Source organism: Streptomyces sp. TG1A-60, from assembly GCF_037201975.1.
In the GTDB taxonomy this organism is placed as follows: domain Bacteria; phylum Actinomycetota; class Actinomycetes; order Streptomycetales; family Streptomycetaceae; genus Streptomyces.
On sequence record NZ_CP147520.1, the window covers coordinates 4,408,610 to 4,421,392 of the forward strand.

Sequence of the window (12,783 nt, forward strand, 5' to 3'; positions counted from 1 at the left end):
TAGTAAGGCTGGGGGCCACGACGCGTCTCCGGATGTGACGGGGAGTGGGGTGTTGATGTCATGGTCGGGCGGGGTGGGGCTCGGGGCGTTCGGCTGGGGTGGGAAAGGACGCGAAGGGTGTAGTACCCCGGCATTACGGTGGGCGGCATGGACGAGGTGACGAGCTGTGGGGGTGCCGTGCCTGAGGGGTATGCCGTGCGGTCTGTTCGGGCTGATGAGTGGCGGGCCGCGCGGGAGCTGCGACTGGCCGCGCTGCGGGATCCGTTGGCGCATCTGGCGTTTCTGGAGACGTACGAGGATGCCGTGGAGCGCCCGGACGCGTATTGGAAGGAGCGGACGGAAGGGGCCGCTGAGGGGGTTCGCGGGAGGCAGCAGATCATCGCGGAGACCGAGGCCGGCGGATGGGCCGGGACGGTGACCGTGCTCGTGGAGGAGCCCGGGGTGCGGGACTACTTCGGGGAGATCATCGAGCGGCGGCAGGGGCATCTGGTGGGGGTGTTCCTGCGGGAAGGGCATCGGGGGAGGGGCGTGGGCGAGGCGTTGTTCGCCGCCGCGTCGGAGTGGGCACGGGGTGCCGGGATCGAGCGGGTGCGGTTGTTCGTGCATGAGGGGAACGGGCGGGCCGCGGCGTTCTATCGGAGGGCCGGGTTCGTGGCGAGCGGCGTGACCGTCGAGGGAGACGCCGGGCGGGAGCTGGAGTACGTGCGGGAACCGGTGTAAGGGGTGCCGGGCGGCCTGGTGTTAGCGTTCGGCGGCATGGACGACAGCGTGTATGTGGGCAATGCGGGCAAGGACGCGGCGCTGGACCGTGGCTGGCTGCTCGGGCACTTCAAGCCGGACGGCGATCCTCGTCAGAGCGACGAGGTGGAGATCAAGTGGGGCGTCCATCCGCAGGGCGACACGCGGGCGCGGTGGGTCCGGGGCGAGGAACGTACCGCACTGCAGGTGCTCATCAGCGGTCGCTTCCGTGTCGACTTCCCCAGCCGCAGTGTCGTGCTGGAACGGCAGGGCGACTACGTCGTCTGGGGCCATGGCGTGGACCACTCCTGGGTCGCGGAGGAGGAGTCGGTGGTGCTGACCGTGCGGTGGCCGTCCGTGCCCGGATACGCCGTGCCACAGGAGGACGGCTGGCGGGACGACGACGAGTAGGGCGTAGCCGAGCAGGCAGATCAGTGGGACGCCGACTAGCAGGGCGCCTCGGGCGGGGGCGGACGCGGGTGCCGGACTGCTGTCACCGGAGCGGGAGTTCGTGGTGCGGCCAGCGGGACCTGGCCTGCTCGCGGGAGCGGAGGAGGGCCAGAGTGGGGAGGCCCTGGTCGGCTCCGGCGGTGAGGAGGGCGGGGAGCTGGGGGAGGGGGGCCACGGCTGCCACGTCGTCCAGGACCAGGGTGAGTGGTGGGTCGAGGCGGCCGGAGGATGACCGTTCGGCCATGCGCCGGCCGCACTCGACCACGCTTGAGGCGAGGGCCGTCAGGAGAGGCATCGCGGAAGGATTCGCCTTGGGGTCCTCGATGGGGTCGCCGACCACATAAAGTGTTCCCCCCTCGTGGACAAAGGAATCCAAGGCCAGGGAGTCAGTTCGGTTCGGGGTGCAGGATTCCCGGACATTGACTGTGGAGAGGGAGGAGAGGGCTCGGGCCGTCAACTCCTGTGCGATGTCCCGGCGCTCGGGGTGCGAGGTGAGGGCCGACTCCAGTTCGCCCGCCGCCCCGGGGGCCGCCTTCGGGTTCGTACGCAGGGTGCGTACCGCTTCCTGGACGTTGCTGCCCTGGGACCAGCGGTGCAGGTGGCGGATGGTGCGGGTGTCTATGGCGGCGGCGTGCAGATAGCTGCGCAGGAGGGTCTCGGCCGTGTCCGCCATCGCCTGGTCGATCTTGGCGGTGGGGCGGAGGGGGGCGAGCAGGGCGGTCGCCCTGGCCGCCGCCGTCGGCTTGTCCTCGCAGCCGGCGATGGGCGACCAGTGGAGGCGGGCCGGGGTGTCGCAGCGGTGCGCGGGGTCGTAGAGGAGGACCGGGCCCAGCTTCGCGCGGGCGTCCTTCGTGTCCGACCAGAGGGTGGCATCGGAGGTGACCACCAGGGCCGGGCCCTCGGCGTCGCGTACGGCTTGGGCGGCGGCGGGGCGACGGGTCTCGGCGGAGCCGAGGACGACCGGGGGCAGTGTGTGCGCCCATTTGCCCGTCCGTGCCCATCCGGCCGTCCGGTTGTCGCCGGTGGTGAGCGGGGCGGCGGCGTGTTCTGTGGGGTCGGCGCCGGGCGCGGGCGCGGTTCCCGGGGCGGCGCCCGCCCCGCCCACGGCCCCGCCCGCAGGCCCGCTCGCCGCCGTGACAGGGGCTGAGGCGAAGCCGTTGTGAGCGGACGGGGCGATGCCCGGCTGTGGGGCCGCAGGGGTGCCGTGCCGGGGCTCAGGGAAGGGGGTGGTGGGCGTGGCGGGGAACTCGACGGCCGTTCCGGAAGGCTGCGGTGCGGGGCCGGCGCTGTGGCCTACGGCGGCCGGTGGGGCCGGGGCGGCCGGCTCGCCAGGGGCGTCGGCGGTGTGCGGGGCGTCGTGCCGACCGTAACCGCCGGTGTGCGGCTGGACATGGCCGGCCGGCTCGGCCGGCGTTCCGGCGGTCCGGCCCGCGGCGCCGGTGTGACCCCCGCCGTGCGGTGCGGCAGTGCCGGACGGGTCAACGGATGTCCCCGCCTGGCCCGTCCTCAGGGTCCGTGCCGCCTTCTCCCTCTCTCGTACGGCACGCCAGCGGGCCAGTGTGCCCATCACGAAGACGGTCAGGACGAGGAGGACCATGAGCTGGCTGATGAGGAGGCCCCAGACGAGGCCGTAGCCGGAGAGCTGGGTGGCGGGGGTGTCCGGCCAGGCGGCGGGGATGTCCTGGGGGTCGGCGGCCAGGCTGCGTACGGCCAGGGGTGTACGGGTGAAGGTGACGCCGTCGGGCCAGGAGCCGTGGGCGAGGAGGCCGGCCAGGCCGGTGGCCGACCAGATCAGCAGGGTCACGCCCACCAGCAAACCGAGGAGGGCGATCAGCAGCCCGTCGGGGATGCCGCCTCCGCCCTGCCCGGGGCGTCGGTCGTCCGGTCTCATCGCACGCCGCCGTTCACGCCGTTCATGCCGTTCCTTCGCCTGCTCCTGCCGACCACCGACCGACCCCGCTCGTCCTGCCGGTCCCGTTCATCCCGCTCGTCCTGTCCGTCGCGTCCACTCAGGCCACCGTGGACTCGGAGGAGCCGTAGCCGTCGACCTCGCTCAGTTGCTGTTCCACGAACGCGGCGGCCCGTTCCTCCGCCTCCAGTTCGGCGGCGCGCAGGGCGTCGTCGTCGAGAAGGTGGTCGTTGGACGACTCGGTCATGGCGCGGTCGGTGAAGACGAGGGGGCGTTCGGTCTCGGTGATCAGGTGTTTGACCACCTGCACGTTGCCGTTGACGTCCCAGACGGCGATGCCGGGGGTGAGGGTGGGGATGATCTCCACCGCCCAGCGCGGCAGCCCCAGCACCCGGCCGGTCGCTCGTGCCTCGTCCGCCTTCTGGGCGTAGATCGTCCGTGTGGACGCCATCTTGAGGATCGCGGCGGCCTCCTTCGCCGCCGCGCCGTCGATGACGTCCGACAGGTGGTGGACGACCGCGACGAAGGACAGACCGAGCCGGCGGCCGAACTTCAGCAGGCGCTGGAAGAGCTGGGCCACGAAGGGGCTGTTGATGATGTGCCAGGCCTCCTCGACCAGAAAGATGCGCTTCTTCCGGTCGGGGCGGATCCATGTGTGCTCCAGCCACACGCCGACGATCGCCATGAGGATGGGCATGGCGATGGAGTTGCGGTCGATGTGGGACAGGTCGAAGACGATGAGGGGGGCGTCCAGGTCGATGCCGACCGTGGTCGGGCCGTCGAACATGCCCCTGAGGTCACCGTCGACCAGGCGGTCCAGGACCAGGGCCACGTCCAGGCCCCAGGCGCGTACGTCGTCCAGGGCGACGTTCATCGCCTCCGCGGACTCCGGCTCGGGGTGGCGGAGTTGCTCGACGATGTCGGTGAGGACCGGCTGGCGTTCGACGATCGTCTCGTTGACGTAGGCGTGGGCGACCTTCAGGGCGAATCCGGAACGTTCGTCCAGGCCGTGGCCCATCGCGACCTCGATGATGGTCCGGAGGAGCGCGAGCTGGCCCGTGGTCGTGATCGACGGGTCGAGGGGGTTGAGGCGGATGCCGTGGTCGAGGGCGGCCGTCGGGTCCAGGCGAATGGGAGTTATTCCGAGCTCCTGCGCGATGAGGTTCCATTCGCCGGCGCCGTCCTCCCCCTGGGCGTCGAGGACGACGACCTGTCGGTCACGGAAGCGCAGCTGCCGTAGGACGTACGTTTTCTCCAGGGCCGACTTGCCGTTGCCGGACTCACCGAGGACGAGCCAGTGCGGGGCGGGGAGCTGCTGGCCGTAGAGCTGGAAGGGGTCGTAGATGTAGCCCTTGCCGGAGTAGACCTCGCGGCCGATGATCACGCCGGAGTCGCCGAGGCCGGGGGCGGCGGTCGGGAGGTAGACCGCCTGGGCCTGGCCCGTGGACGTGCGCACCGGGAGGCGGGTCGTCTCGACCTTGCCGAAGAGGAAGGAGGTGAAGGCCTCCGTGACGGCGGACAGGGGGTCTCGCATCAGCGACGCACCTCCTGTCCGTGAGCCGGTCGTGGACCTGGCCCTGAGCCTGGCGCTGGACCTGGTGGTGACTCCTGCTGGTGTCGGCCCGAGTGATCCCGCATCGCGGTGGCCCTACCTTCGGATTCCGGTGGCGAACGGGAGCGTGTTGACGAAGGCCCGGTGGTGCTCGCGGTCGCACCACTCCAGCTTGAGATACGACTTGCCGGCCGAGGCCCTGATCGTCCGCTTGTCGCGTGCCAGGGCCTCCGGGGAGCGGGAGGAGACGGTGATGTAGCCGACCAGGTTGACGCCGGCGGCGCCGCTCGCGAGGTCCTCGCCGCGCTGGTCGAGGCGGGAGTGGGAGGCGACGTCACGGGGGTCGACGGTGCGGTTCATCTTGGCGGCGCGGGACGCCTCCGCCTCGTCGTTCGTCTTCTCGGTCAGCATGCGTTCGATGGCGACCTCGGTGGGTTCGAGGTCCATCGTGACGGCGACGGTGCGGATGACGTCCGGGGTGTGGACCAGGAGCGGTGCCAGGAAGTTGACGCCGACCGGGGTCATCGGCCACTCCTTCACCCAGGCCGTGGCGTGGCACCAGGGAGCGCGCGTGGAGGACTCGCGGGTCTTGGCCTGGAGGTAGTCCGGCTCCATCGCGTCCAGCTCGGCCGGCCAGGCGTTGCGCTTGGTCATGGCCTGGATGTGGTCGATGGGGTGGTCCGGGTCGTACATGGAGTGGATGAGGGAGGCGAGGCGGCCCTGGCCCAGCGGCTGCCGTACGCGGATGTCGGCCTCCTGGAGGCGCGAGCAGATGTCCGTCAGCTCGCGGGCCATGACGACCGCGAGGCCCGCGTCCTTGTCCATCCTCCGGCCCTGCGGGCGGGCCGCGCGGGCCATCGCGTGCGCCTCGGCGGCCAGTTCGCGGTTGTAGTGCATACAGGCGACGAGGTACGCGCGGTGCTGCTCGCTGCTCGTCGACACCATGGACTGCAGCTGGTCGTAGGACTGCCGCACCCAGCCCGGGGCGCGGTCGTCGCCGCGCTGGGCGACGTCCTTGGCGTGGGCGTCCGGGTCGGCCGGGAGGGTGCGGGCGAGCATCTGGAGGCGGGTGACGAAGCCGTCGCCGTTGGCGACGTGCTTGAGGAGGGTGCCGAAGCGGTCGACGAGGGCCTCCTGGTCCTCGGAGTCGCGCAGACCGACGCCCGGCCCCTCGATCTCGATGGCCGCGGTGACGGTCTTGCGATCCGCGTGCAGCAGGACGGCGATCTCGTCCGGGCCGAAGGGCGCGGCCAGCCAGGTGATGCGGCCGATGCCCGGCGGGGGGCCGACCTCGACCTCACGGCCGTCGAGGTGCGTGCCGGCCTCTATGACCGGGGAGCGGTACGTCGTGCCGCTGCGCAGGCTGCGCTTGTAACTGCGGTTGATCTCGAACCACTTGTAGAACGTGCGCCGCTTGTACGGCACGTACACGGCGGCCAGCGCCAGCAGGGGGAAGCCCGTCAGCAGGGCGATGCGCGGTACGAGCACCGGGACGAGGAGGCCGCACATCATGCCGAGGAACGCGCCCACGATGATCAACGCGATCTCGCCGGACTCGCGGTTCCGGCCGATGATCGCGTTCGGCCGGGCGCGGCCGATCAGATATGTACGGCGGGGCGTGACCGGATGGGAGAGGTGGGACTCGGTCGTCAACGCCCTTCACCTCCCGTGCGATTGCTGTTGCGGGTGTTACTGGCGTGGGGGGTGTTGACCGGGCTCGTGCGGGGCGGGGGCGCGGCGGAGCGGACGGTTGTTCCGCCGCTTCCGCCCGCGGTGCGCGAGCTGTGGGCGGCCACGCCGCCGGACGCGGGGTTCGCGGGGCGTGACGGGGTGTTCGCCCCGCCGCCGTTGTTGTCGGCTCGGGTGCTGTGGGTCTTGATGCCCTGGGCGACGAGGGTGGCGGGGGAGCTGATCACGGCCGCGGCCTTGCCTTCCGCGCCGCGCATGATGCGGTTGTTGCGGGAGCCCGCGATCTCGTCGCCGAAGCCGGGGACGAAGCGGTAGATCATCGCCGAGGCGAAGATGGCGAGGAGGATGATGGCGAGGCCGGAGACGACGGCGGAGAAGGCGTCCGGGCCGTCGTCCGCGGAGAGGGCCCCGGCGAGACCGAGGACTATCACGATCACCGGCTTGATGAGGATGACCGCGATCATGATGCCCGCCCAGCGGCGGACGTGCCCCCACAGGTTCTTGTCGACCAGACCGGCGTAGACGACCGTGCCGAGCAGCGCGCCGACGTAGAGGAGCGCGGCGCGGATCACCAGTTCCAGCCAGAGGACGCCTGCGGCGAGGATCGACACGAGGGAGACGACGATCAGCATGATCGGGCCGCCGCCGATGTCATCACCCTTCTTCAGGGCGCCGGAGAAGTTGCCGAAGAAGGTGTCCGTCTGGTCGCCGGTGGCTCTGGCGAGGACCTCGGTCACACCGTCGGTCGCCGATACGACGGTGTAGAGGATCAGGGGGGTGAAGGCGGAGGCCAGGACCGTCAGCCAGAGGAAGCCGACCGCCTCCGACAGGGCGGTGGTGAGGGGGACACCGCGCACGGCCCGCTTGGCCACCGCGAGCAGCCACAGGATGAGGGTGAGGATCGTCGACGCGGCGAAGACCACGGCGTACTGCTGCAGGAACTTCGGGTTGGTGAAGTCGACGTTCGCCGTTTCGTTGACGGCTTCCGAGAGCTTGTCGATGGTCCAGGAGGCGGCGTCGGCGCAGCCTTGCGCGAGGGAGGAGAGGGGGTCGAGGGTGGAGGTTACGCCGTTGGGGAGGGTGCTGGTGTCGCCTCTCTCGCGGGAACCTCGTTCGCAGTAGTCCTTGGCGGGGCCCGAGATCAGTGAGCAGGGGTCGTCGCTGTTCGTGGGGGTGGGTGTCGGGGTGGGTGCGGCGAAGGCGCGGGTCGCCAGCAGTACGGCGCTGACCTGAACGGCCGCCACAGCACCGGTGAGAGTGAGTGTGCGACGCGGGCTACCGGGCATAGGTGAACCCTCCGAACTCCTCGACCGCCTTGCCGATCTCCTCGGCTCCGGAGACCGGGTCGTCTGCGTTGACGGGGGTTGGGCCGGTCTTCTGGCTGGTTTCGATGACCTTCCAGTCGCCATCGGTCCACTTCAGCTTCAAGGTCACGGTGAACCAACCGCTGGTCACCGGGTTGGTGGTGCTCTCTCCGGTGAGCCCGAAGAGGCTGTTGCACCAGACCTCGACGGTGGCCGCGTTGGAGCTGTAGGACGTGGCCTTGGTTCCGACCGGCAGTGTCCGGTTGACGAATGTACTGTCCGAGGGGGCGCTGCCGTCCTCGCTGAGGCCGAGTGCATTCAGGAATTCTGCGGAGTAGTCCGCGTCGAAGCCGGCTTTGAGGCGGTCCATCGTGCTGGGATCGGCGATGGTCTCGACGATCTGGTGCCGCTTGGCGGTGTTGAACATGCCGTCTGAACCCAGGGCGGCTGTGTAGTTGGCCGCCGCGCTCTCCGCCCCCTGCTCGCTCTGCGCGTACCCCGTGGGAACCCCCACCGTCGTCGACTCCACCGGCCGCTCCCCCGAAGCCGCCGTAGGCGCTGATTCTGCCTTGTTGCCGTCGGTGGCGCCGTCGTCGGTGGTGTCTCCTCCCCGGTTCGCGAAAGCGATCGCTGCGATGAGGAGGACGACGACGCCGACGATGGTGACGAGGCTTCTGGAGGAGGAGCGGGGCCGGCGGGGGTCGCCGGGGGCATCGGGGAGGCGGGTTCGGGTCTGGCCGGTGCCGGCGTAGCCGCCGTACCCCCCGTCGTCACCGGAGCGCGAGGACTCGCCGTACCCCTGATCGTCGCCGAGACTCATGCCGCAGTCGCCCCTTCAACTTCGACGCCGTACCGAAAGGCGTAGCAGTACGACGGTAGCCGCGCTGGTTCCCGCGCGGGCGCGGTGTGGTGACTCGACATCAGGGAAACGCAACCTCAGCCGGTGGGCACGACGGACGGGTGGGGTAGGGGGAACCGGACGAACCGGGAGTGCCCGGCCGGGACGAAGGGGGAAGGGGGTCGGCCGTCGCCTACACGGCCATGCCGTACACGATGGTGAAGAGCGTGCCCAGTGAGCCGATGATGAAGACGCCGGTGAGGCCGGCGATGATGAGGCCCTTGCCCTGTTCGGCGCTGAAGGTGTCGCGCAGGGCGGTCGCGCCGATGCGCTGTTTGGCGGCACCCCAGATCGCGATGCCCAGGCAGAGGAGGATGGCGACCGCCATCACGACCTCGATCATCACGCGCGCCTCGTTGCCCAGGTTGCCGAAAGGCCCCCAGTCCGGGGCGATTCCGCCGATGATGGTGGTGATGTCGCCCTTTTCGGCCGCAACGAACATATAAGTCACCGCCCCTAGTGGGTAGTTCTGTTGTCTCCGCTGTCTCTGCACCGCGTTCGCGTGAGCGTCCGCGATGCGTCCCTCGGCGCGGGTGCGCAGAGGTCGGCCTTATTGTCGCCGACAATGACGCTCTCGCATGTCGACTTGGCGTCATTGATTGGCGGGTTTCGTACGGATCCCTTGCCGTCGGCCCGCGTGGGACCCTAACGGGGGACGCGGACCGGTACGTAAAGAGTCGTATCGTCACTCTGTGTATCACGGCAGGTTACGCCGGGCAACAAGGATGAACCGGAACCTGCGGTGTGGTTCCGTCGTTGTTCCCTCTCTGGTCCCCCTCTTTCCCTTTCGCGGCTTCTGGGGGCCGGCCCGGTCCCGCTTCTGACGGGGCGTCGGTCCTGGTCTGTCGATCCGGTGTTCTCCGGGGTTCGAGTGTGCCTGATGTGGACGCAAGGGTCGCGTGTGGGTGGCGAGAGGCCGTGAGGGTCGAGCTTTGGCCAGAACTGTATGGGATAGCGATCGCAACCTTGGTGCAAATGGTCGACTGGGTGCTCGTACTGTCTCCGTGTCAGGTGTGGGCGGTGAGCGCCGGGTTGAGGGTACGAATCTGCGAGGGCGTCCACGGGGGTAGGCGTGAGCGAGGAGAGAACCGCTGTCTCGGCCGAGATGCCGGAGTTCACGGGGAATCTGGAGCAGCTGGAGACAAACGCCGGGGACATCGCGTTCGACGGGATGTCGCTCGGGGCCGCGGGCCTGCTGATCGACGCCCAGCTTCAACCTCCTGGAACCCTTCTACAAGGCTCCCGAGGCCGACCAGCTCTTCGCGACGACCGCGCCGGTCGCGGCGGCCGGTGACGATCTGCGGACCGAGTTGGGCACGGTCTCCAGGGCGCTGCTGGACTACGCGGCCGAGGTCCGGCCCCTGGTGGACAGGCTCAACACCCTGCGTGCGGAGGCGGCGGCCTTCGAGCGGCGCGTCGCGGACGACGACGAGTGGGTCGCGGACGGCGACCTCATCGACGAGAACACGGCCCGCCGCAACGCGGTGAACGCCGCATGGTCCGCCTTCCAGGCCGCCGAGCTGGCCTGCCACAACAAGATCGTCGCGCTGGTCGGCGGCGAGCCGCTCGTCGTCAACGACGGTTCGAGCAAAGAGAACATGTACGGCTACCGTGCCGAGGACCTTGACGTCGCCTCCGGGCTGCCGTGGGGCGACGCCGTCGAGGAGTCCAACCCCTGGTACTACTTCCACGAGCACGCCTGGGACTTCACCGCCTGGTTCTTCGTCGACGGTGTGTGGGGGACCGTCCGGGGGCTCGGCACGCTGGTGGGTGTGGACGGCTGGGACGCGGCCGGCCAGGCGTGGACGGGGCTGGGGAAGCTGCTGGCCGGCATCGTGATCACGGGAACGCCGCTCGGTGCCGCGTACTGGCTGACTCCGGCCGACAAGCTCCCTTCCTGGCTGCGCGACTCCCGTACGGCGGTGGTGGAGACCGGGAAGGCGCTGATCGCGTACGACGAGTGGGGCAAGAAACCCGTCCCGCGCGGCCGGGGCCGTCACCTTCAACGTCCTGACGACCGTCTTCACGGGCGGTGCGGGCGGGGCGGTGGCGGCGACCGGCAATGCGGGTGCCGTCGCGAAGGCGATCTCGTTCGCGGGCAGGGCGGGGCGGATCGTCGACCCGATGACGTACATCACGAAGGGTGTCGGCGCGACGGCGGTGAAGATCAGCGACGTCGTGGCGAGCCTGCGGGGGATCACCAACGGGACCCACATCAAGCTCGGCGATGGCACGTACCGGATCGCCGACTTGCCGAACGCCGCAGACGACCTCCCGGCCGGGCCCACCCCCGAGAGCTCCGTCCGCATGCAGACCCCCGAGGGCGAGGTCGTCTACCTCGACACCACGACGCTGGTCGTGCACAACGCGGACGGACCGACGGCGCCGTCGCCCTCGGGCCCCTCGCCGTCGCCTGCCTCGCCTACGACGTGGGCATGCAGGTCGAGGTCGAGTCCGAGTACCTGCCGAGGCATCTGCTGGAGCGGGCCTGGGTCGGCGAGTTCGAGATGTGAGTCCTGCCCGGCCGCCCGCACGTCCACGTGTACGCCCGCACACGGTCGCATCACTTCTCGAAGTCCTCGACCCCCTCCACGAAGTGGTCGAACTCCCCCGCCTGTACGCCCAGTACGAGGGCGTCCCACTTTCGGCGGTTCGTCGTCACTACGTTGTCCGGGTCGCTCGTCTCGCGGATGTAGACGGGGGCTTCGGGGTCGTCCTCGCCGTTGCCTTCGCCGAAGGCCAGTTCGATCCAGGGGCCGGGGCCGGGGCCGGGGCCGGTCGCGTCGTCGGGGGCGGCTCGGATCCAGTCGAGGTCCGGGGGGAGGTCAGACACGGGGGACTGCTCCTCTTTGGGGGTGTGGATGCGCCGCCTCGGATGACCGCCTGGTACGGCGCGGGGTTGTCCTCTCGGTAGAGGATCGCTTGTCGCTTGTCGCTTGTCGCTTGATGCGGAATGAGAGCCGATGCCCGATGCGGGACGGTCGAGTGATCATTCCTAAGAAGGGTGGCCGCCTCTACACTGACCGTAGGCGGACTGGCGCGCGGTGAGGGGCGGTTGACGGTGCGTAAGGCATGGATCGTGGTGATCTCCGCTGTCGGCGCCGGGCTCAGCTTCGTGATGCTGCTGGTCGTGGGTGTGTACATGGTCGCCGGGAACCTGGCCAACGGGATCGGCGGGAAGTCGGTCGGGCTGGCGAAGGGGGCCGTGCCCGCCGCTTATCAGGAGCTCGTGCAGAAGTGGGGCAATCTGTGCGACGCCATCAATCCGGCGCTGCTGGCAGCGCAGCTGTATCAGGAGAGCGGGTTCAATCCGAAGGCGCAGAGCCATGCCGCAGCGCAGGGGATCGCGCAGTTCATCCCGGGAACGTGGGCCACGCACGGGCTCGACGGGGACGGGGACGGCGACAGGGACGTCTGGGACCCGAATGACGCGATTCCGTCGGCCGCTTCGTACGACTGCAAGCTCGCGTCGTACGTGAAGGACGTGCCCGGTGATCCGACGGCGAACATGCTCGCTTCCTACAACGCGGGGGCGTACGCCGTCATCAAGTACGGGGGTGTCCCGCCGTACAAGGAGACCCAGAACTACGTCAAGACGATCACCACGCTGCAGGAGAGTTTCGCCGCGCCGACGACCCGGATCGACCCGAGCGAGCAGGCGGCCGGGGCCATCTCGTACGCGCAGAAGAAGCTCGGGACGCTGTACCTCTGGGGTGGCAACGGCACCGCTGACCAGGGCGGACGCTTCGACTGCTCCGGGCTGACGAAGGCGGCGTACGAGAGTGTGGGGATCACGCTGCCGCGGGTCGCCAACGACCAGTACAACGCCGGGCCGCATCCGTCGCGGGACGAGTTGCTGCCGGGGGATCTGGTGTTCTTCTCCGACGATCTCACCAACTCCCGGGCCATTCGGCACGTCGGGATCTATGTGGGAGGCGGATACATGATCAACGCACCGCGGCCGGGGGCCGTCATCCGGTTCGACCCGATTGACACCCCCGACTACTTCGGCGCCACCCGGGTCACCGAAGATGGCGCGAAAGCGTTGCCCACGACGGTCTGAGCGGGCCGTAATGCTCTGTGAACCACTGCCCTGAGCTGCGGAGACGTGTCTCTCTTCGATAACGTCTGGGTGATCATTCAGTGGAGGGTGGAACGCATGGAAGAGGAGTGTGCGTTCCTTGGGTGACGTAGCGCGTCGACGCCTACGGACAACCACGGGGGTGGCAAAGCGCGGCGCACG

12 protein-coding genes are annotated in these 12,783 nt (G+C 69.6%); 5 read left to right on the forward strand and 7 right to left on the reverse strand.

The features are described from left to right. The first annotated feature begins 147 nt into the window (after positions 1–147). Together WBG99_RS19000 and WBG99_RS19005 are read left to right on the forward strand one after the other, a co-directional pair. Positions 148–720: a GNAT family N-acetyltransferase gene (locus WBG99_RS19000; protein WP_338897438.1), complete on the forward strand. Its 573-nt coding sequence runs from the start codon at positions 148–150 to the stop codon at positions 718–720. A 36-nt stretch (positions 721–756) separates the two neighbouring features. Then, the gene (locus WBG99_RS19005; protein ID WP_338897439.1) at positions 757–1,149 is read left to right on the forward strand and encodes a signal peptidase I; all 393 of its coding nucleotides are present in this window, start codon (positions 757–759) and stop codon (positions 1,147–1,149) included. Between the two features lie 82 nt (positions 1,150–1,231). Here the strand turns inward: WBG99_RS19005 and WBG99_RS19010 are convergent, their stop codons facing one another. From WBG99_RS19010 to WBG99_RS19035, 6 genes are all read right to left on the reverse strand, one after another. Continuing rightward, positions 1,232–3,079, reverse strand: a complete 1,848-nt coding sequence (locus WBG99_RS19010) for a type IV secretory system conjugative DNA transfer family protein (RefSeq protein ID WP_338897440.1) — start codon at positions 3,077–3,079, stop codon at positions 1,232–1,234. A 118-nt stretch (positions 3,080–3,197) separates the two neighbouring features. Continuing rightward, on the reverse strand, positions 3,198–4,631 hold the full coding sequence (locus WBG99_RS19015) for an ATP-binding protein (protein WP_338897441.1): 1,434 nt from the start codon (positions 4,629–4,631) through the stop codon (positions 3,198–3,200). 114 nt (positions 4,632–4,745) lie between these two features. Then, complete coding sequence (locus tag WBG99_RS19020; protein ID WP_338897442.1) at positions 4,746–6,302, reverse strand: SCO6880 family protein; 1,557 nt, start codon at positions 6,300–6,302, stop codon at positions 4,746–4,748. Then, a complete protein-coding gene (locus WBG99_RS19025; RefSeq protein ID WP_338897443.1) occupies positions 6,299–7,624 on the reverse strand; it encodes a hypothetical protein in 1,326 nt (441 codons plus the stop codon). Before WBG99_RS19025 ends, WBG99_RS19020 begins: the two co-directional genes overlap by 4 nt. Next, positions 7,614–8,462, reverse strand: coding sequence for a hypothetical protein (locus WBG99_RS19030; RefSeq protein ID WP_338897444.1), 849 nt, complete (start codon positions 8,460–8,462; stop codon positions 7,614–7,616). Before WBG99_RS19030 ends, WBG99_RS19025 begins: the two co-directional genes overlap by 11 nt. Positions 8,463–8,673: 211 nt before the next feature. Then, positions 8,674–8,982 (reverse strand): hypothetical protein, encoded by a 309-nt coding sequence (locus WBG99_RS19035; RefSeq protein ID WP_119105211.1) that lies wholly within the window; start codon positions 8,980–8,982, stop codon positions 8,674–8,676. 630 nt (positions 8,983–9,612) lie between these two features. Between WBG99_RS19035 and WBG99_RS19040 the strand changes: the two genes are divergently transcribed. Both WBG99_RS19040 and WBG99_RS19045 read left to right on the forward strand, forming a co-directional pair. Next, positions 9,613–9,834, forward strand: a complete 222-nt coding sequence (locus tag WBG99_RS19040; protein WP_338897445.1) for a hypothetical protein — start codon at positions 9,613–9,615, stop codon at positions 9,832–9,834. A gap of 16 nt (positions 9,835–9,850) precedes the next feature. After that, positions 9,851–11,053, forward strand: a complete 1,203-nt coding sequence (locus WBG99_RS19045; protein ID WP_338897446.1) for an Imm49 family immunity protein — start codon at positions 9,851–9,853, stop codon at positions 11,051–11,053. Between the two features lie 50 nt (positions 11,054–11,103). Here the strand turns inward: WBG99_RS19045 and WBG99_RS19050 are convergent, their stop codons facing one another. Continuing rightward, positions 11,104–11,373: a DUF397 domain-containing protein gene (locus WBG99_RS19050; RefSeq protein WP_338897447.1), complete on the reverse strand. Its 270-nt coding sequence runs from the start codon at positions 11,371–11,373 to the stop codon at positions 11,104–11,106. 222 nt (positions 11,374–11,595) lie between these two features. Here WBG99_RS19050 and WBG99_RS19055 point away from each other — a divergent pair, with 222 nt between their 5' ends. After that, entirely contained in the window at positions 11,596–12,603 is a 1,008-nt protein-coding gene (locus WBG99_RS19055; RefSeq protein WP_338900396.1) for a bifunctional lytic transglycosylase/C40 family peptidase, read from the forward strand. The last annotated feature ends 180 nt before the right edge of the window (positions 12,604–12,783 follow it).